The organism is Pseudobacter sp., from assembly GCF_051955275.1.
In the GTDB taxonomy this organism is placed as follows: Bacteria; Bacteroidota; Bacteroidia; order Chitinophagales; family Chitinophagaceae; genus Pseudobacter.
On the sequence record NZ_JBQCGW010000219.1, the window covers coordinates 12,749 to 33,192 of the forward strand.

Sequence of the window (20,444 nt, forward strand, 5' to 3'; positions counted from 1 at the left end):
TATGTTTTGAGGATTATTTCCCTACAGTAAAACCCTGATGATCTGAATGCACTTCCAGCTTATTGATACTGGCAATTACCTGTAATATATCTGCAACGGTTTCATCTGCGCCGAAGTTTCCGGTGAACAGTATTCCGGATACTTCTTTTTTATCAAAACGGATCTGGACCTTATATTTTTCAGTAAGCGTTTCAAACACGTTTATCAGTGATGTTTGTCTGAAAGTAAGCATGTCCGCATCTTTATCCTGTGCTGTTTTCTTCGGATTGTTTTTCTGAACGGCCACCGGTTCACGCTGGATAGCCGCTACTGCGATATTTGCTTCCCTGAACCCTGTTGCCTGCTGTCCTGCATGCAGGTATACCGCTCCTTTGGATGAGGAAGAATAGTCCTCAACCTTCACCTTTCCTTCAATCAGGGAAACCACGGTGCTGTCTGCACTCTCCTGTATCTCAAATACAGTCCCCAGCGCAGTGGTGGAAACAAATTTGCTGTATACCGTAAATGGCTGTAGTTCCTGTTTTTTAACCGTAAACCTTCCTTTTCCTTTCAGGTATAATTTTCGTCCATTTACATTGTAATCCTTTTCATATTGCAGACTGCTTCCGGCATACAGGAGCACTACACTGCTGTCTCTCAGAACGATGGTCTTCTGTTCATTGCCTGCCTCGATGATGGCCGGCATGCTCACAGCAAGAGCAGGCAATTCAGGCCTTATTGAAACGCCTTCATTCTTTGGAAAGAGGAACCTGGCTGCCAGCAGGAGGCAGAGTACCGCAACAGCAGCCACAGCAGCAGGACCGGAATAAGGCAATACTTTCCGGTAAAGGCTGATGTTCACTACGGGAGCAGGATTTGTTTCCTGGATTGTTTGACTGATCCTGTCTTTAACTCCCTGTTTGTTGAATGCAGGCATATATTGAGTGGAAAGCGTGGCAGCCTGGTCCTGCATCTGCATCCATTCTCCATACAAAGCATTTTCTTCCTGCTGTAATAAATCCAGCAATTGTTTCAGTTCAGCAGCGGTGGCTGATCCATTCAATGATTTTTGTATAAGTAATGATATATCCTGCATGTTCTGTTATAAAATGTAAAAAGTGGAGATGGTGGGGGTGCCTGGAATATTACCTTAACATTAAGTGATTCAGCACATGATCCAGGCGAGCAGCATATACATGGAAATGTCCGCCTGCAGTGCATACCGTCTGAGTATGCTCATGGCGGATTTCACGTATTCCCTGACGGTGTCTTCGGAAACATTGAGCACTGCAGCTGCTTCCTTGTAGGATTTGCCTTCCATTTTGCAGAGTTCAAAGGCCTGTTTCTTCCTGGCGGGAAGCAGGTTGATGGCTTTATCCAGCAACCTTACTTTATGAAGATAGATCTCTGTGTTATGTTCAGTTTCATCAGTTTCGGCCATGTCCAGCATATTCTCTTCAAGTTGCCGCAGTTGCAGGCGGGCCATTTTCCGGATGCGGCCCATGGTCATATAAAAACTGGTAGTGAAGAGCCAGCCGGCAACGGACTGGTTACCGGTAAGGCGGGAACGGTTTTCCCAGAGCTGAACGAAAACAGTCTGTAGCAGGTCTTCCGCCTCCTGCTGATGTGGCAACAGCCTGAAGATGTTCCTGAAGATAGCGGGACTGTAATGATCGTAGATTTCCTGGAACACCGGTGCATTACCGGCGTTCAGCGCGAAGATGATTTCATTGTTGTTGGGGAGAGCCATTACAATGAACAAAAGTAGTAAGCCACTTTCTGTAATACCGGTAAAAGGGTATTAAGAAAATGTAAAGAGGTGGTATTTCCGGTAAGCAGCTTCAGAGCATGGCTTCTTCAAACCTGTCGTCTTTCGGAGGCAGTAAACTGGAGGTCCAGTAATCGATGATCTTTACCAAAGTATTTTTCCACTGCAAAAATGTACGTTCCTTCACAAAAAAGCCATGGGCCCGCAGGTTGAATGCTTCCTTGACCTGTGCATCGGAAGCTATTGTTGACCAGAATATAAATGGTACGGAATGGAACTTATTGTTGGGGGTCCTCAGCATACCCTCCCGCAGTTCCAAACCATTCATTTTCGGCAGGTGAAGGTCTGATATTATAATAAAAGGGGCACTACCGGATTCCTGCAAAAAGTGTAGCATTTCTTCCGCAGTACTGAAAAGCTGAAGAGGGTGCTCATACTTCATTTCGCGGAAAATTTCCCTGATAAGCTCATGGTCATCAGTATCATCATCTACGATCCAGATCGGCCTGTGCTGCTGATTTTCCATATTCGTGATTTTTAATACCTTTTAAATACTGAGGCCTAGCCCGGTTTCTGCATATAAAATATTATACCAAGAGGTATAAATGGCTGTTGTACAAGTGTAGATTCAATTTTTTTGTACTTTAGCTACATCAATTTTGTTTAACGTTTTAATACGTTTGTCGTGAAAAAAAAGAACAGTTTCTTCCTTATTGATGATGATCTTGATGATCAGGAAGTTTTTGAGATGGCTTTGCAGCGGATTGACAGCAATTACAGTTTAAGTGTGGCGCATGATGGTGTTGAAGGTTTACAGAAATTGACCTCGGATGATTTCGTTCCGGATTTTATTTTCCTCGACATCAATATGCCCCGGATGGACGGGATGCAATGCCTGCCCGAACTCAGGAAGCTCAAGCACCTGAGGCAGTCCAGGATCATCATGTATTCAACCACCAATGATGACAGGGTGCGTGAGGCCAGCCAGCAGCTGGGCGCAGACGAGTTCATGGTGAAACCTTCCAGGTTGAATCTTCTGGTGAGCCAGCTTACGCGGATCATTGAAAAACACTGACAATGAATGAAAGAAAGCCTAAACCTGATATTGATCCTTCAGAGTCAGAAGAAAAGCTGAAGAAAAGCGAGGACCGCTACTACAAGATGATCGATGAAGTAGAGGATTATGCCATCATTCTCCTGGATGAAAAAGGTATTATCCAGAACTGGAACAAAGGAGCACAGAAGATCAAAGGCTACACCGAGCATGAGGTCGTCGGAAAACATTTCAGCATATTCTATTTACCTGAAGACCAGGCCATCAACCTGCCACAACTGCTGCTCAACAAAGCGGCGGAAGAAGGCCGGGCCATCCATGAAGGCTGGAGGCAAAGAAAGGATGGTTCCAGGTTCTGGGGCAGCATAACGCTAACCGCATTACACAGCGATAACGGGCAGGTGATCGGATATTCTAAAGTTACCCGCGATCTTACAGAAAGAAAGCTGGCCGACGATCAGATGAAAAATTTCACACTGGAATTACAGCAAAGCAATGAAGCGCTCCGCAAAAGTGAAGAACGCTATCATAAGATGATCGCAGAAGTGCAGGACTATGCCATCATCCTGCTGGACCCGCAAGGCAATATCCAGAACTGGAACACAGGTGCAGAAAAAATCAAGGGCTATTCAGAAAGTGAAATCCTCGGCAAAAACTTTCGCATCTTTTATACTGAAGAAGACAAACAGCAAGGACTTCCTGAAAAATTACTGCGCAAAGCGGCTGACCACGACAGGGCTATTCATGAAGGCTGGCGTATTACCAAATCCGGTTCCCGTTTCTGGGGAAGTATTGTGATCACCGCCCTTCACAATGAGCGTGGCGATCTGATCGGATTCTCTAAAGTTACCAGGGACCTCACTGAAAAGAAAAAGTCAGAAGACAAACTCAACAAGTATCTGCAGGAATTGCAGAAACAGAATGAGGAGCTCGACCGCTTCGCGTATGCAGCTTCACATGATCTGCAGGAGCCGCTTAGAAAGATCCAGACATTTGCAGACATGCTGGAAAACAGCCTGGATGACAAGGACGCTGCCAGAAAATATCTTGGGAAGATCAATACCGCCTCCGAAAGAATGAGTCACCTGATCAGTTCCATCCTGGAGTTCAGCCGCCTTTCCAAAGAAGCTCCTGTAAAAGAACTTACTGACCTGAATGAGACCCTCCGTCATGTATTGACTGAGCAGGAACTTCGCATCCATGAAAAACAGGCCAGGATAGAATCCGGCAAACTGCCATCCACCAAGGCCATCTCACTTCAGATGCATCAGCTATTCACTAACCTGATCAGCAATTCACTGAAATACTCCCAGGGGCAACCTGTAATAAAGATAAACGCTTCGGTTACTGATAGCAGTGAGATCCCCCGAGCCAACCTTCCTCCGGGCACAGCATTCCATCATCTCAGTTTCACCGACAATGGCATTGGCTTTGAACCGCAGTATGCGGAAAAGATCTTTACCATGTTCCAGCGTCTTCACGGAAAACACGAATACTCCGGCACCGGCATCGGCCTTGCCCTCTGCAAGAAAATAATGGACAACCACGGAGGTTATATCCATGCAGAAAGCACACCCGGCGAAGGGGCCACCTTTCATGTTTATATCAAACAGGACGCTTAAAAAAAGCGCTCCGTAAACGGAGCGCCTGCTGCTTAAAATCACAACTTGCCATAATTGAGTCGTTCAATCTGACTTATAAGTGGTTTATTTTACTTTCTGCAGTTTCAACACCACACTGGTTCTGCTGGTGCTCAGCTCAGGATTGAACCCGATCTTCATCAGGAATTCCCCTGAATATTGTTTGCTGCCATCGATGCTGGTTTTAGTTCCCGGGTAGAGGCAGATCTCCTGCAGACTGTACATGGCAGCAGGGTCCAGACCTTTCAGTCTGATGGGATAGACACTCCCCTCCCCATAACGGCTGCTCACCATATAATTGAAGATCACAGCTTCGGATTGTTCCTTGTTCAAATAGGCTACTGAAGCAACAGAACCTTTGCGTGGATCAGCCAGACGAAACTGGTCGCCCTGGTAAATGAGCGGCTTGAATGCATTGTATTCTTTGATCGCATTCTGGCAGAATGCCAGGTCTTTTGCGCTGAGATGGCTCACCACAATATCGAAACCAAGCTTACCCATCATGGCCACATCCGTGCGGAATTTGATCGGCTGCTTACCCCAATCCGTAACGTGGTTGGCGCTGGCAATGGCCGGATAGAAATAAGAATATTCCCACTGCATGAAGATCCTTTCCAGCGGATCGGTATTATCACTGGGCCAGTATTCCGTAAAATATCTCAGGGCTTCGTAATCCACCCTGCCACCGCCACCGGAGCAAAGCATCATGGGTACTGTGGGATATTTTTCGCGGAGGCGCTTGAGCACATTGTAGAGCCCGCGCATGTATTCGATATAAAAATGCCCCTGGTTCTTTCCGAGATAAGCAGAATGCGCATTGTAGATGACTGCATTGCAGTCCCACTTGATATAGGCCAGTCCCGGGTTCTTTTTGAACAGGTCATCCACCACACTGAACACAAAATCCTGAACGGTTGGATTGGTGAGGTCCAGCACCAGCTGGTTGCGGAAATAATGTTCATTGCGAGCTGGCTGTCTTACCACCCAGTCAGGATGTTTCTCGTACAGTTCACTTTTAGGGTTCACCATTTCAGGCTCCACCCAGATACCGAACTTCACATCGTTCTTTGCCGCTTCCTTCACCAGGCTTACCACCCCATTGGGAAGTTTCGATTTATTCTCCTGCCAGTCACCCAATCCTGCTTTATCATCATTACGGGGATATTTGTTGGCGAACCAGCCATCATCCAGCAGGAAGAGGTCAACGCCTAATTTCTTTGTATCGCGCAGCAGCTCTTTCAGCTTGCTTTCATTGAAATCGAAATAGGTGGCTTCCCAGTTATTGAGCAGGGTGAGCCTGGTACCCTTTCCATCGAGGAGCCGGTAATTGCGGGCCCAGTCGTGCAGCTGACGGCTTGCCTGTCCCTTACCCTTATCCGAAAGGGTATGAATGAAGGAAGGGGTTACAAATTCCTCCCCGGGCTTCAACGTGTAGGGAGATGCATAATTATTGATCCCGGAAATAATGCGCAGGTTGTCCTGAAAATCCAGTTCCAGGTCCGTTCTGAAATTCCCGCTGTAAGCCAGGGTTCCGTAGAGCACAGTGCCTTCATCTTCCGTAGCAGGCTTGCCCAGCGATACCATGAATACCGATGGCAGGAAGAGATTGGTACGTGTACCGAGTTTGGTATCGATGGTTTTGATACCGTGCGTGATCCTGGTTTCTTCCGGTTGCATTTCTTTCGCCCAGTCCCCATGATACTGGTTCAGCCAGAAACCCTGTGCCTTCAGATACAGATTGGCGGATGCGAATTTCTCCAGCACCACATTACCTTTTTCAGTGTGTCTGATCACCGACCACTGTTCTATCACATCCTGTCTGGGATATACTTTATAATGGAGCTTCACTTCAAAATCATACACAGGGTCTTTCAGTGTGATGACATACAGGGAAACATTATCAGCCTGTTGTTTCTGCTCATGGGTTACATAACGGAGATCGAGGGAACGGTTGCCGTCAGCATGTACCACAGTGATAGCAGGTTCCACCATATTACGGGAACCGGCAGGTGTGTAGGCGGCATTGAGTTGTTCAGAGTAATCACCCGTTTGCCTGTAAACGGAGGATACCATCTTGTACTCCTGCTCATTCACCAGTTTCTTTCCGAAGTAAATCACAGACAGATCCTTCTCCTTATTTGCTTCCAGCACCAGTGCATTGCTGCCGGTGGTGATAGGGATAACAGTTTGCGCATGCAGGCTGCCAATGTTCCAACCCAGGCAGAGTGCGAGGGCAAGTGCGACAGAGAGAGTTTGCCTGCCAGAGAATCTTCCTTTCCTACTACAATTCATATTTGTGAGTTCTGTTGTAATGATTTTGTTATCGTGGTGCAGTGGCTCGCATCCCCGCGAGTGACCACTATTTGTTCGCCTCCGGCGACACGGTGTTCGCCAGAGGCGAACAAATAGAAGTAACCCCCAGAGGCGAGCTACCGGGCACACCCTGTTTATTTCAGCACACCCTGATTAATTCAATCCGGGTCTGAATTTACCGTTCACAGTAATCCCCGGCCAGGAATCAGTCCTGAAGGGGTTTGCAGGCCATCCTTCTTTATTCATAAGGTTGGCTGCTCCGGCATCATCAGCCCAGGCATAACGCACAGCGATGGGTTTGGCTACTTCGGCAGCCTGCAGGATCACCTGGCCGTTCTGAATGCTGGCAACAGCAGGATAGAATTTCTTATCTGCGCCTGCGATCTCAAAACCTTTCAGTTCCGAACCACCACGGATGGCCAGGCCTTTTCCGGTTGAGGCGAAACTGAGTGTTACTTTATTTCCTGCTGCAATAAATGATTTATAAACCGGGCCTGATGCCAGTACAGCTTTCTTGTAAGTATCACGAAGGGCAATGGCTGCCAGTCTCAGCCCCACATCCTGTTTATTGGCCGGGTGAATATCCGCTGCATCGCCTATATCGGTGGTAACTGCCATGCCGGTATTGAAAACACTGAGTGTTTTTGCCTGCGATTCCCGGAGCTCAGCCCATTCGCTTCCTTTATTGCTGTTGCCATTATTGGCATTCCAGCTGCTCAGCTGAACGAAATAGAAGGGCATGGTTGGATTGTTGAACATCCTGCGCCAGTCCTTTATCAATAACGGCAATGCGTACCTGTACTCGTAAGCATGGTTGGTATTGGCTTCGCCCTGGTACCAGATTGCACCTTTCACCCGGATCCCTGCAAATGGATTCACCATACCGTTGTACAGAACGGAAGGGTAATCATTCGGCCCGATGCTATTGGAATTATGCAGTACATACTGGATCCTGTAGAACCAGTTGTTATTGAGCGGATATTTATGGCCATTCACTTCGAGGAAAAGATCTGTACTGTCGCCCCAGATACCACCACCACCACCGCTGTCTTCCACGCGGATGGCGATCATATTCTTTCCCGCATTAAGCTGCGTTGCAGGGATCTGGTAAACACGCTTGTTATTCCAGCCGGCTGATGCGCCGAGAAATTCACCATTGAAATAAGTCTGGTCGTTGTCATCGATCATACCTGCATGCAATGTGGCGGGTTTGCCGGCATCTTCCGGCGCAATGTCTACAGTCTGGCGGAACCAGACAATACCATCGAGCCTCGACAGTTTTGGCTGACTTTCCCAGGCATTGGGCAATGGCATGGTTGACCATTTGCTATGATCATAATCAGCACGCTTCCAGCTGGCGCTGTCGGCCACATCGGGCATATCGCGCTGCAATTCTTTCAGGTAAGCAGCTTCACTTTTCTTCCTGGCAGCTATCAACTCCTCAAAACTGGCCTGACCGGCCGCCTGCATCACTGATTTGTAGTGGGCATCGTTCAGCATGGCAGCATGACTGATCCAGGCTTCTATCTGTGTGCCGCCCCAGGTGGAATTGATCAGTCCGATCGGGATATTCAATTCCTGGTTCAGCTTGCGCCCAAAGAAATAACCCACGGCTGAAAAAGGCATCACACTGGAAGGTGAGCAGGTTTCCCATTTTGCGTTATCTGAAGTAGAGAGGGGCTCTGCCGCCACTTTCTTAGGGATCGTGTATAATCTGATATCCGGGTAGCTGGCCTTGCTCACTTCCTCATCTGCATTCAGGATGGTGCCCCAGCCTTTCAATGGCATTTCCATATTCGATTGCCCGGAGCAGAACCACACATCCCCCATCAGCAATCCACGCAACACTACGGTTGATTTACCTTTTACGGTCAGGTTAAAAGGTTTGCCCAATTTCTCAGGAGCCAGCACTACCTGCCATTGTCCGTTTCCGGAAGCAATGGTGGTCTTTTTCTGGCCACGAAGGCTCACCACAATGCTTTCACCGGCACTGGCCGTTCCCCATAACCTGATGGGAGCATCACGTTGTAACACCATACTGTCTCCGAAAATAACGGGCAATTCCGGTTGCGCATATACGTTACCGGTGACTATGATCAGCAATGCTGTTACCAGGTGGATTCTTTTCATTACACTCTGTATTATGGATCGGTTATTATTTTTTGATCAGGCGGAAAAGCTTTGTCTCATGGGCAGCGATCTTGCCGCTCCATGCATGTTTCTTTCCGGTGATGCGATGTTCCCAGCAATCGCGGATTACGAAGCCCGTTGAGAGGCCGATGTCTTCCGTTGAAAATTTATAAGCCTGTTCTGTGTCTGCCACATTGAGTACCGCCAGGGCATAATCTCCACCATCCAATGGTTTCAGGAATATTTCCCATTGGGCATCACTACGGATACGTTTGGCCTGAATGGCTGCTGCATCCTGGTTGATGGCAATCACTTCAGGGTTCAGCAGTATCCTCCTGGTGGTCTCATTCATGGCGGTGATATCATTGGTGGCTATCAGCGGGGCGGCCATCATACTCCACAAACTCATCTGGCTCTGGTACTCTGTATCGTTGCAACCAATACCACCGAGATCAGCCGATGGGCCTTTCGCTCCATACAGTCCGATCACCAGCATATCCGGATCATTCCAGCGGCCGCGGCCTGCATAAGCATCCAGCGATCCGTTCACGGCAACAATGTCCATGATCCCTTCACCATCCGTACCGGGTTTTGCTTTCCATTTATCGCGGATATCCCCCGTAGTACGCCACAAGCTGCCACCGGCATTGGACGCCCAGAACCATGGCTTCCTTCCGCCCCATTCGCAGATTCCGAAAATTATATCGCGGCCCGACCTGGTAAGGGCATTGGCCATGGTGGTATAGCGTTGTTTGGCTGTATTGGAATCTTCGGGAGCGTTGCAGTAATCGTATTTGAGATAGTCGATGCCCCAGCTGGCAAATGTTTTTGCATCCTGCTCTTCAAAGTTGAGACTGGCCGTGTATCCTGCACAGGTGAGCGGCGCTGCATCGGAATAGAGGCCGAGCTTCAGCCCTTTTGCATGTACATAATCAGCCAGGGCTTTGATTCCTGACGGGAACTTCACAGGATCGGCAATGATATTGTTTTTCTTATCGCGGCCACCCTGCCAGCCATCATCGATGATGAGATACCGGTAACCAGCAGCCAGCATGCCGGTAGACTCCATGGCATCCGCCACTTTCCGGATCAGCGTTTCATCGATGCGTTCTCCGTAAAGGTTCCAGGTCATCCAACCCATGGGTGGTAACGGCGAGAGCTCCTTACGGAGCTTCACCTGCGACTGCATAATAGCAGACATTAAAACCAACCCTGTCAATATTATGAATTGCTTCATCAATGTTCAAGCTTATTTGCCGGCAGTGGTCCACACGGTTTTCATCTCACCATTCACTTTCAGCTTCACCTGTTTTTTCACGGGAGATGTAATGACGTATTTAGTTACTTTTCCATCCTTCCATTCAAAGCTCACAGTTACATTGCCTCTTGCTTTCAGTCCTTTTACCTTGCCTTCCGCTTTCCACAGATCGGGGATGGCGGGCAGCAGTTCGATATGACCTGCATGGCTCTGGAGCACCATTTCCATGATGGCTGCGGCGGCGCCGAAGTTGCCATCGATCTGGAAGGGAGGTCCGGCAGAGAACAGGTTCGGATACACACCACCACCAGCTCCATAGTTGATATCCGTACGGAGCGTAGGTTTCAGCAATTCACGCAGGAGCTTGAACGCCCGGTTGCCATCCAGCAGCCTGGCCCAGAAGAGTTGCTTGTAAGCGATCGCCCAGCTTGGACCATCATCGCCCCTTACTTCCAGTGTTTTCTTTGCCGCTTCAGCCAGATCAGGCGTTCCATTGGCCGTGATCAGGTTGGCAGGATACAGTCCGTACAAATGGGAGATATGACGGTGTTCCTTATCTGTCTCTTTGTAATCTTCCAGCCATTCCTGAATGCGGCCGCTGGGAGAGATAATGCCTGCAGGAGGCAGTTGTTTCAGCTGGGCACGAAGGGTATCTACCAGTTTCTTATCGGTTTTCAGTTTCACTGCTGCTTCAATCACGTTGTTGAAGAGCTCCCGGATGATCTGGTTATCGATGGTAGCACCAACGCAGATGCTGGCGTGATTGCCATTGGGAAGATAAAAAGAATTTTCGGGAGAAGATGAAGGAGATGTTACCAGCCATCCGGTTTTCTCATCCTTTACCAGGATGCTCTTGTAGAAAAGCGCTGATCCTTTCAGGATGGGATAGATGCTTTTCAGATAGTTCACATCATCGGAATACACATAATGCTCCCAGAGATTGTTACAGAGCCAGCCGCTGCCGCTCTTGGTAACGCCCCAGCTGGCGCTCTCACCAGGCTCGGTAAAGCCCCATACATTGGTGATCACGTGAGCTACCCAGCCTTCTGCATTGTAGTAGGCTTTGGCCGTGCGCTCACCGGGTTTCACCAGTCCACGCACCAGTTCGGTGAGTGGCAGGTTGAGCTCGGAGAGGTTGCTCATTTCAACTGGCCAGTGGTTCATCTGCACGTTCACATCCAGGTGATAATCTCCATTCCACGGAGTGTTCACCTGGTTGGCCCAGAGCCCCTGAAGGTTCGGCGGCAGCAATCCCACACGGGTGCTGCTGATGCTGAGGTAGCGGCCAAACTGCAGGAAAAGTACGGGCAGGCTCTTGTCTGCTTCCGGTTGCTTGTAGTAAGCAGCCAGGCGTTTATCGGTGGTCAGGCTTTCTGCCGGTCCTGTGCCGAGGTCTACGGCAACACGGCCGAACAGTTTCCTGAAATTGTTTACATGCGTTTGCTTCTGAATGGCATAGCTTTTCTTCAGCGCCGCATTCATATTTTTTGTTACCAGTGATCTGTAATTGGTATTGCGGAAATCCGTAGCGGTAGATACCAGGATCAGGGCTTCATCGGCACCTTCGATCAGCAGTTCTTTACCACGCACCGTTTGCTTACCACCGGTGTTCAGTACTCTAACTTCAGTAAGATACTGCATGCCTTTGCCATCGGTTCCGTTATTCAGCTGGCCTGTTAACTGCAATGCATGACCGGCAACACTACTCTCCCCTCTTTCAGGACGGCTGATGCCAACTGCAAAACTGATCTTACCTTTTTCGCTGGCTTTGATGCGGATCAGATCCACATCATCCCCGAAACTGGTGAAATATTCGCGTGTGTATCGCACGCCGTTCAGGGTGAATGTTGTGGTGGCAATGGCGCTGTCGATACTCAGCCAGCGGCGGTATTCACTTTGTACCCCTTCTGCTCCGTAATCATAATTGATATTGAGGTCAGCCAGCATCTGGAAGCACCCCCACTGAGGACCGCCGGAGCCGGGTCCCAGGCATATGAAACTTTTATCGATCAGTTTCTGTGCTTCGTCATTTTTTCCTGCAGACAGCAGGCTCCTGATCTGGGGCAGTTGTTTATATGCTTCGTAATTATTGGCATCCTGCGGACTGCCGCTCCACATGGTGATATCGTTCAACACCACTTTCTCTTTCTGAACACCACCATCGGGTGTCATGCCCAGGCGGCCATTGCCGAGAGGAAGGGTTTCTTCCCATTGGGCAGCCGGTTTATCAAACCATAACTGAAGCGGACGGTTCTGTGCAACGGCAGTAATGGAAAAGAAAAGCGCAACAAAGCCAATCGTTCGTTTCATAGTGCATTTTTTGAAGCAACAGGGAAAAACAAAGTTCACCTGTATACAGATCCGGGTAAATGGATTTTATTGTTTAATTAATGGAAATTTTCACGATACTACCTCTTTTGCTCGAATGTAAGTTCGCTCAGGTTGCTGTACGCACTTTCATTGCTGGCCACTTTTTTGATCCGGAACCTGATATAACGTACTGTAGGCATATTGGGGGGGAAGTTCACAATATAAGGGCCTGTTCCGTTATCACTGCGGGTGACTTCCTGCAACAGTTTCCAGCCTTTCGCAATGGCCTGGTCCTTCCAGCCCGGATCATTCCCGGGTAAGGTGGTGTAAGCAGCTTCGGTAAGATTATCGATACCCCAGATCTCGTATTCTGTAGGATTGTGGCAGCAGTCGCGGCCCGTTACCTCTACATTCTGCAGACGGCGGTAAGAACGGCCCATATCAAAGGTGAAATGGTGTGGCAATGGTTTGTCGCCCGCTGAATGCCAGAGATTATTCCACCCCTGTGGTGTTGTGGTTCCATCCCATAATTTAGTCAGGTTGGTAGGAGGCTCATAAGGGCCCACGTCATTGGGCAGGCTCAATGCTTTGAAAAGACTCTTGTCGAGCCTGGCAATTACAAATTCAATTTTAGGGAATGTATCAACCAGGTTCACGGTGAAAGTATCAAGCGCATTCACGGGTGTGTATTCGCTCTCATACGCTATTTTGGTACCGTATTTATAGTCGGTAAGTGTGAGAGTGTTCTGGGATTTCGGTAAGCTTACCTGTTTGGTTTCATTTGCCGTATTTATATAACGGATATTAGTAACCGCGTTGGTAGAGTCTGGCGTCAGGAAGTACAGTGTGATCTCTGATCCATCATCATTCAGCATTTCAAAAGGGAATGTGCGGTCGATCGCCCTGTTCATCAGGCTGTTCCTGTATGCGTTTCCAAAAACCCGGGCATTGGATATTTCCACGGGAATGGAGCGGCGGCCTTTTGCATCTTCGGAATAAACGAAGAAGGTATAGGTATATTCATCGAGGTTATTGATCACGGTGAATATGGTATCTGCCGGGCTGTGCGTGGTAGCGGGCACTTCCAGGGAATCGCGGTAATTGTTCCAGAAGATCCTGTATTTGATGATAGATGGATCGGGACTGGGAGACCAGCCGATACCGAGGCGGTGATCACCTGACCTTACAAAGACTTTGGTGATGATGCCCGGGTACTTGATCTCTTTTCCGTCCAGGAAATCTTTATAACCATCGATCTTCTGTGAGCAGGCCCACAGGCCCAGGCAAACCAGGCCTGAGATCCAGAGAATGTATGAATATTTTCTTGGCATATAGCAGCATTTATGGTTTACCTGGGATCACCCCAGAATGAGAGTTCGGCAATATTAAAGAAGTTGTTGGTGAGTGACGCATTCTCCAGGCACTGGAAACGGATATACCTCACCTTCGGCAGTTCAAGATCGAAATTGAAGCTGAAGCCCGCATTCCAGAAATCGAGATCTGTGTTGGTATATTGCGGGTTAGGCAATCCCGATGGCTTTGCAGGGAGCGTCCAGGTACCGAGGTTGATCCATCCGTTGGAAGACGTTTGACCTACTCCCGGAGAGCCCGGGCCATGCGGCAATGTTTCATCAACTGGATTGGATTCCCTGCCCCAGATTGTCCAGCTTTGCGGTGCACCCGCTTGCCAGAGCCAGTTTCCACTGCCGTCGATGCCACGGTTCCAGATGGTGTAGCGGCTGAGTTTGGCGGCACGGCCCATATCAAAAGTGATCACTGCAGGCCATACAAGCGGCGAAATCGGCTGCGTGGTATGATAACCGGGAGATCCTGTATTTCCATTCCAGATATTTTCGATCTCCCATCCGAAACCCGTTGGCACATCCGTGCCCAGGATATACCTGCTGAACCTGGATTTGTCCATCAGCGTTTCATAGATGGGTTTCACTGTAGTGAAGAATGTATCGGAAATATTCTGCCAGCGGTCAGTAATGTAAAAGCCGAATTCCGTATCCACCGTATCATATCCCCTTAGGCTATACGAAATCTGCTCCATGCTGGTATAGTTCTGGTTTACGATCTCGAACTGTTTAGTAACACTGTTCTTTGCAATGGCAATCACACCGATATCTGAAGCCGAAGGGTTCTGCAGGGCGATATTGATACCACCGAAATCAGCCTTGGTAAAGATGGTAGGGCGGGCCTCCAGATAAGGAGGAGTTTGCGGTGTAACCTTCACATCAACAGGATCAGACATAACGTTTGCCCTGCTCACGGTGTGGAGCGTAACAGTGTATTCCTGTGATTTCGCAAAACCATTCACATGGATGGTATCGGAATAATAAGAGCTCTTGGATTGCCGGGTGATCCTGTCGTTGATTTTGTAAGTAGCCTGTACATACAGGATATTATCCGATTGAGGAAGATCATAGGTGATCACGGCAGAACCGGGGCCGGAGGTTACCTGAATATTCTTCACCACATCGGGCTTGGTGGTATCACCGGATACGATGTCATTGTAGTCCTCAACTTTGGAACAGGAGTACAGCACTACTGCCACAACAGCCGGCAGTAAAAGCGCTAAGTATTTTTTATATGGAAGTTTCATACTCATATTTTAAGCAATTCGGGAAGGGTTTACCAATAAGGAGTTTGAACGAGGTTAGGATTGGTGAGGAGATCATATTCCTGGATAGGGAACAGATAATCGCGCAACCCAAATGAAGGCTGGTATACATTACTGAGCTGGTAATAACCACCAACGGTGCGGTTGAATACAGCCCAACCCTGGAAAGGCCTGCTGAGTACCTCCTGCAATTCTTTCCAGCGGCGGAGATCCCATCCTGCCTGTCCTTCGAAGGCCAGTTCTATCCTTCTCTCCTGGTGGATGATACTGCGCAAACCTTCTTTGGAAGCTGGTTTTGAAGAAAGGCGTGAGTGCTGTGCCCAGGAAGTGACAACTCCCTGCAGACCGGCCCTTGCCCTCACTTTGTCTAGATACAGGATAGCTTCCGAGTTATTCCCTGCTTCATTCAGGCACTCGGCATACAGAAGCCAGAGACCGCTCAGGCGGATGAATGTCCAGGGATAGGTCTGCCATACGGTATTCTGACCGGGGATAGACATATAATGAACCAGTTTCTTGGCCCAGTAGCCGGTAGCATTATAACGGGTACGGTCAGGTGGAGAAGCAAATCCGTTCACTGCATTGACATAGTTGAGATCATTATCGTCGGTTTTTCCGGAACCAAACCAGGTAGCACCATCAAATGCAACACTGGAGTAGTAACGTGGCTCACGGTTGAAATTACCTTTTGCTGTGGTATACCCCTGCCTGATATAATAGCGGTGGGCTGCATCACCTGTGCCTAACTGGTAGCGGTTGGAATAATCGAAGTCGAGGTCTTCATTGATAGGCACTCCGTTTTTGGAGTAGAAGATTTCACTCTCTGCAATGGGCACCGAGAAATTGGAGTACACGGCAAATACATTGTTGGCTGCATCCGAAGTTACGCGGGGCATGGCCATGTATTGCCATCCGAAATGCGGGTTGAGTGTCCATACCTGCTCAGCATTCCATCCATCTACAAAAGCACCCTGCAACGTAAGCAGCTGCCTGGTTTCATTACCGGCCCTCACGATATTACCCTGCAGGCGCAGTTCATACAGTTTGGCGCCTGCCAGTTCAGCAGCTTCGATAGCTTCTTTACAAGCCTGTGCCGCACGCTCCCATTTAGTGGCATCATATGATTGAGGAAAAAGACTTTCGCCATCCTTACCTTTGAAACCTGCATAATCAGGGTTACCATTGAACAGCGGGCTGGCCTGCGTTGCAAGCACTTCAGCCTTCACTGCCTTTGCAATAGCGCTGGTGATCCTGCCTGCTTCTGTTGCCGCATTCTGAATGGCAGGTGGCAGATCAACGATCGCTTCATTGAGCATCTTTACTACATAGTTGAAACAGGAATCGAGTGATTGTTGCTTCTGACGTACTTCATCCGGCGTTGCGTTCACGGGAATAGCCCTGTCTGCAATGGGAATAGGGCCATACATCCTGATCAGCCAGTAATGATAATAAGCTTTGAGGAATTTTGCCTCAGCCGTCCAGCGGGCTCTGTCGAAAGGTTGTACATCCAGTGGAACATGCACATTTTCAAGAAAGGTATTGCACATGCGGATGCTTTCGAAGAGTTTGAGTCCCATATTATATCCCTGCCAGTAATTGTGGATAGGATTGAGACTGTTCTGCAGACCGCGCATGAGGTCAAAGCCTGCATCGCCGCCACCACCGCCAAGCGTGGTCTGGTCCTGCATATTGATCGGGAACAGGATCTCACCGGAGGCGGTGAAGCCTGAGTTCCTGCGCACATCGGCCAAAGCCTGAAGGTTGGCATAACAACCGAAGAGGTATGCCTGCGTTTCATTGGCATTGGTGAAAGAACTATTGAGGGTGGCCACATTGTCCGGAACCACATCCAGGTATTTGCCGCAACCCTGGAAAACTCCGAAGGAACAGCCAGCCAGTAATATTTTGATGAAGATTTTCATATCCGCGTATTTGAATCGTTCGGGTAATTTCGTTTACTGATCAGGGTTACAGGTCCAGTTTAAGGCCTACATTATATACTTTCTGCACTGGGTAAGCAAAACCATTACCCGCCAGTTCAGGATCCCATAATTTGAAACTGCTGAAAGTAAGCAGGTTCAATCCGCTGAAGTAGATACGTACACTATTCAGGAAAATGGAATTCGTCCATCTCTTGGGAAAAGTATATCCTGCTTCCACTGATTTCAGACGCACAAAGGAACCGTTGCGCAGCCACCAGGTGCTGGGCTGTGTATTATTGGCAACTTCGTATGTGGCAAGCCGTGGCCAGAGTGCATACAGGTTCTGGTTCTCTTCGCTCCAGTGATCCTTTGCATAGGCATCCAGGATCTGCGCATTGTTGGCAAATGGAGCGGTACCGAAGATATTATCGTCGAAATTGGTAGTAGCCGTAGGATTGATGAAGAAGGAAGACCTGGCCGATCCCTGGAAGAAGGCGCTGAGATCAAAACTCTTATACCCTACAGAGAAACCGAAACCATAGATGATCTGAGGCGTGGATGGCAGACCGATCGGCACCTGATCGTCCTGGTTGACCACTCCATCTCCATTGATATCACGGTACTTGATATCACCGCCTTGAGGACGGGCGTTACCAAACAATTGTACAGGAGAGTTCTGCGCTTCCTTATCATCAACAAACAGCCGCTCTGCAATATATCCGAATGGCTGATTGATCATTTGTCCTGCATAGAATCTCCATGGATATTTATACTCGGGTTCTTCCCAGCGGTCCACCCTGTTTTGAGTGGCAGTGAAGTTACCCAGTACAGACACCCAGAGATCTTTGGAGATATCCTGACGGTAGTTCACGCTCAGATCGAGACCTTTTGAAGAAGCCCTTCCCAGGTTAGCCCGGAGGTTACCATCTGCCGTTCCTTCGATACCAACAGAAACAGGAATGTAACCACGACGGATAAGGATATCATACCTGTCTTCGTGATATACTTCCGCAATGATATTCAGTTTGTCGAAGAATGAAACTTCGAGTGCGAGATTGCTCTTACGACCGGTTTCCCAGGTCACATCAGGATTGGGATAGGCGTAGATAGCGGTACCCGCCATGCTTACACCGTTGTTGGTACCGAAGTAAGCGCGAGGGCCACCATTGGGCGCCACATTACTCAGGTAGAAGAAACGCTGTGTTCTCGGATCACCCACATTATCATTACCCACCAGACCAAAACTACCACGCAGTTTCACCCTGTTTACCACACGGGCAATATCCCCCTTCCAGAATTTCTCATTGCTGATCAGCCAGCCTGCGCCGATAGTAGGGAAGAAACCGAAGCGGTGATCCGGTGCAAATTTCTCGGAACCGTTATAACCGAAGTTGAATTCAGCAAAGTAGCGGTTGTCAAATGAATAACTCGCCCTGCCTGACAAACCGAGGTTACGGTTGGGCAATGATGCCTGCAGGTTGCCTGCATTTCCATTCAATGTCTGCTGACGTGATCCAACGATAGAACCACCAAGAGTATGATCTCCGAATGTGCGGCTATAATCCACGCGACCGAGCATATAGATATAGGTGTTCAGCCATTTGGGACCTTCATTGTAACTGAGGTATTCACGGGCCGCTCCAGGCTGGTTGTTGAGCCATGTGAGTTTGTATTCACCCGTTTTCTCATCAAAGCTGGTAGCATCGTAATAGAATGGCTGATAGTTACGGCTCACATCGAAGTAAGCATAACGATTGGTGCTGAACATACCGAAGAAGGTAAGTCCGGGCGTAATGAACTTCAGGTTCTGGCTCAGTTCAAACTGGGCAGACATCCTTGATTCAGAGAAAGTTTTGTACCCGAACATCAGTGACGCGTAAGGGTTCGACTGAAGGTTACCGTTACGAAGCCTGTTGCCGAAGAGAATATGTTTTGTATTCCTGTTGGCGCTGTCAGGCTGCCAGAAAGCAGGGAATCCAACCGGTGTGGAGTGAAGCACCTGTGAGTACAGGTCAGTGGCAAAGCCGCCACCCTGGTTACTGATAGGGCCCATGTATTCGTTGAAGTTGCCCCAGAGGCGAACACCTACTTCCGTTGTTGAAGAAAGTTTGAGACTGGTGTTTGCCCTTAGCTGGTAGTTCTCGAATTTCATGCCCGAGTTGAAATTATTCACGGAGTTCATTCTGAGAATACCATTGTCCCTGGAATAAGAACCGGCAACATAATATTTTGCGTCCTTGTTACCACCGCTCACACTGAAGTTGGCGCGGTAAGTCTGGGTCTGGTCTTTAAAGAGTTCTTTCATCCAGTCCACAGCGGGGTAAAGTAACGGATAAATGCCGCCTTCACCATCCAGCGTTTTCTGTGTACCGATGATCTGATTCTGTGAGAATTCAGGAGCCCGGAATGGAGGTCTTGTAACCAGCGCTTCGTTGTACAGCTTCATATAGGTTACAGGATCTGCCAGCTTCAGGCTTTTGGTATTGGAAGAGATAGCAGATTCTGCGCGCAGTTCTACCCTCGCCTTGCCTGCCTTACCTTCTTTGGTTGTTACCAGGATAACGCCGTTAGCCCCACGTGCACCGTAGAGTGCGGCAGCGCTCGCATCTTTCAGGATAGAAAAACTGGCGATATCATCCACCTGCAACCTGGCGAGGTCGTTGGCCGACAATTCAATATTATCTACCAGGATCAGCGGGCTTGCGCTGTAACCCAGTGTGGTTACACCACGAATGAAGAACGATGAATTATCCAGACCTGGCTGGCCTCCGCGCTGAAAACCGATCACACCGGCAATCTTACCTGCCATGGCATTGGTAAGGTTACTGGCAGGGATCTTCAGCTCCCCCGGCTGAATGGAGGTCACCGATCCAACCACAGCCTCTTTTCTTTCACGACGGCCATAAGCTGTTACCACCACAGCGCCGAAAGTATCAACGATGGTGGCAAGATAAACAGTAGCGGGCCTCCCCTTCTGTACTACCACCTCTTTGGATTTGTATCCCACAAAGGAAAATTCCAGCAGCGCCTGGTTGGCCGAGATATCCAGATGGAACTCGCCGGACTTATCTGTACTGGTCCCCTGTTTGGTACCCTTGATCACCACAGAAACACCATTGATGGGCAGCCTTGTAGTGCTGTCCATCACATACCCTGAAAGAGGGCCCGTCTGTGCTGATGCGTGATTTGAAATGTAAAAGAAAGAGAAGAAAAGAAGCACTGGTGCCAGTAAGCGGGAGGGCGAATGCTTCCGGATGCTTATGCAAGCGAATCTGATATTCATATTTAAGCAATTGTAGTTTTGATATGCATGGCCTTTTCCATGCTAGTATATCATAATAAATGGTATAGGGTCCATCTGTACTATACTATACTATTCCACTAAATTATCATAAATTTCCGAACCACCAAAAAAATGTGCGGCTTCATGCAAATGGCCCTGCC

Annotated in this window: 13 protein-coding genes; 2 read left to right on the forward strand and 11 right to left on the reverse strand. The window is 48.7% G+C overall.

Annotated elements, in window-relative coordinates; translation table 11 throughout:
- Positions 1–13: 13 nt before the first annotated feature.
- The 3 genes from ACTHMC_RS18985 to ACTHMC_RS18995 form a co-directional block, all read right to left on the reverse strand.
- Positions 14–1,075 (reverse strand): FecR family protein, encoded by a 1,062-nt coding sequence (locus tag ACTHMC_RS18985; RefSeq protein ID WP_440415460.1) that lies wholly within the window; start codon positions 1,073–1,075, stop codon positions 14–16.
- 69 nt (positions 1,076–1,144) lie between these two features.
- Complete coding sequence (locus tag ACTHMC_RS18990) at positions 1,145–1,729, reverse strand: RNA polymerase sigma factor (protein ID WP_440415461.1); 585 nt, start codon at positions 1,727–1,729, stop codon at positions 1,145–1,147.
- Positions 1,730–1,820: 91 nt separating this feature from the next.
- On the reverse strand, positions 1,821–2,273 hold the full coding sequence (locus ACTHMC_RS18995) for a response regulator (protein ID WP_440415463.1): 453 nt from the start codon (positions 2,271–2,273) through the stop codon (positions 1,821–1,823).
- A gap of 159 nt (positions 2,274–2,432) precedes the next feature.
- On the opposite strand from ACTHMC_RS18995, the gene ACTHMC_RS19000 reads away from it, so the two are divergent.
- The gene (locus ACTHMC_RS19000) at positions 2,433–2,822 is read left to right on the forward strand and encodes a response regulator (protein WP_440415465.1); all 390 of its coding nucleotides are present in this window, start codon (positions 2,433–2,435) and stop codon (positions 2,820–2,822) included.
- 2 nt (positions 2,823–2,824) lie between these two features.
- Positions 2,825–4,423, forward strand: coding sequence for a sensor histidine kinase (locus ACTHMC_RS19005; RefSeq protein ID WP_440415467.1), 1,599 nt, complete (start codon positions 2,825–2,827; stop codon positions 4,421–4,423).
- Positions 4,424–4,507: 84 nt separating this feature from the next.
- On the opposite strand, the gene ACTHMC_RS19010 is transcribed toward ACTHMC_RS19005, so the two are convergent.
- The 8 genes from ACTHMC_RS19010 to ACTHMC_RS19045 form a co-directional block, all read right to left on the reverse strand.
- The gene (locus tag ACTHMC_RS19010) at positions 4,508–6,733 is read right to left on the reverse strand and encodes an alpha-galactosidase (RefSeq protein ID WP_440415468.1); all 2,226 of its coding nucleotides are present in this window, start codon (positions 6,731–6,733) and stop codon (positions 4,508–4,510) included.
- Positions 6,734–6,907: 174 nt separating this feature from the next.
- The gene (locus ACTHMC_RS19015) at positions 6,908–8,884 is read right to left on the reverse strand and encodes a sialate O-acetylesterase (protein WP_440415470.1); all 1,977 of its coding nucleotides are present in this window, start codon (positions 8,882–8,884) and stop codon (positions 6,908–6,910) included.
- Between the two features lie 25 nt (positions 8,885–8,909).
- On the reverse strand, positions 8,910–10,121 hold the full coding sequence (locus ACTHMC_RS19020) for a glycoside hydrolase family 27 protein (protein WP_440415472.1): 1,212 nt from the start codon (positions 10,119–10,121) through the stop codon (positions 8,910–8,912).
- Between the two features lie 12 nt (positions 10,122–10,133).
- Positions 10,134–12,452: a glycoside hydrolase family 95 protein gene (locus tag ACTHMC_RS19025; protein ID WP_440415474.1), complete on the reverse strand. Its 2,319-nt coding sequence runs from the start codon at positions 12,450–12,452 to the stop codon at positions 10,134–10,136.
- Positions 12,453–12,550: 98 nt separating this feature from the next.
- Positions 12,551–13,783: a DUF4998 domain-containing protein gene (locus tag ACTHMC_RS19030; RefSeq protein ID WP_440415476.1), complete on the reverse strand. Its 1,233-nt coding sequence runs from the start codon at positions 13,781–13,783 to the stop codon at positions 12,551–12,553.
- Between the two features lie 17 nt (positions 13,784–13,800).
- Entirely contained in the window at positions 13,801–15,060 is a 1,260-nt protein-coding gene (locus ACTHMC_RS19035; protein ID WP_440415478.1) for a DUF5000 domain-containing lipoprotein, read from the reverse strand.
- Between the two features lie 29 nt (positions 15,061–15,089).
- The gene (locus ACTHMC_RS19040; RefSeq protein WP_440415480.1) at positions 15,090–17,000 is read right to left on the reverse strand and encodes a RagB/SusD family nutrient uptake outer membrane protein; all 1,911 of its coding nucleotides are present in this window, start codon (positions 16,998–17,000) and stop codon (positions 15,090–15,092) included.
- Positions 17,001–17,046: 46 nt separating this feature from the next.
- Positions 17,047–20,283, reverse strand: a complete 3,237-nt coding sequence (locus ACTHMC_RS19045) for a SusC/RagA family TonB-linked outer membrane protein (protein WP_440415482.1) — start codon at positions 20,281–20,283, stop codon at positions 17,047–17,049.
- Positions 20,284–20,444 lie beyond the last annotated feature (161 nt).

Bases quoted from the DNA above. Each gene is read 5' to 3' on its own strand.
- ACTHMC_RS19030 (WP_440415476.1), bottom strand. From the start codon at position 13,783: ATGCCAAGAAAATATTCATACATTCTCTGGATCTCAGGCCTGGTTTGC.
- ACTHMC_RS19020 (WP_440415472.1), bottom strand. From the start codon at position 10,121: ATGAAGCAATTCATAATATTGACAGGGTTGGTTTTAATGTCTGCTATT.
- ACTHMC_RS18995 (WP_440415463.1), bottom strand. From the start codon at position 2,273: ATGGAAAATCAGCAGCACAGGCCGATCTGGATCGTAGATGATGATACT.
- ACTHMC_RS18985 (WP_440415460.1), bottom strand. From the start codon at position 1,075: ATGCAGGATATATCATTACTTATACAAAAATCATTGAATGGATCAGCC.
- ACTHMC_RS19015 (WP_440415470.1), bottom strand. From the start codon at position 8,884: ATGAAAAGAATCCACCTGGTAACAGCATTGCTGATCATAGTCACCGGT.
- ACTHMC_RS18990 (WP_440415461.1), bottom strand. From the start codon at position 1,729: ATGGCTCTCCCCAACAACAATGAAATCATCTTCGCGCTGAACGCCGGT.
- ACTHMC_RS19035 (WP_440415478.1), bottom strand. From the start codon at position 15,060: ATGAAACTTCCATATAAAAAATACTTAGCGCTTTTACTGCCGGCTGTT.
- ACTHMC_RS19045 (WP_440415482.1), bottom strand. From the start codon at position 20,283: ATGAATATCAGATTCGCTTGCATAAGCATCCGGAAGCATTCGCCCTCC.
- ACTHMC_RS19025 (WP_440415474.1), bottom strand. From the start codon at position 12,452: ATGAAACGAACGATTGGCTTTGTTGCGCTTTTCTTTTCCATTACTGCC.
- ACTHMC_RS19005 (WP_440415467.1), top strand. From the start codon at position 2,825: ATGAATGAAAGAAAGCCTAAACCTGATATTGATCCTTCAGAGTCAGAA.
- ACTHMC_RS19010 (WP_440415468.1), bottom strand. From the start codon at position 6,733: ATGAATTGTAGTAGGAAAGGAAGATTCTCTGGCAGGCAAACTCTCTCT.
- ACTHMC_RS19040 (WP_440415480.1), bottom strand. From the start codon at position 17,000: ATGAAAATCTTCATCAAAATATTACTGGCTGGCTGTTCCTTCGGAGTT.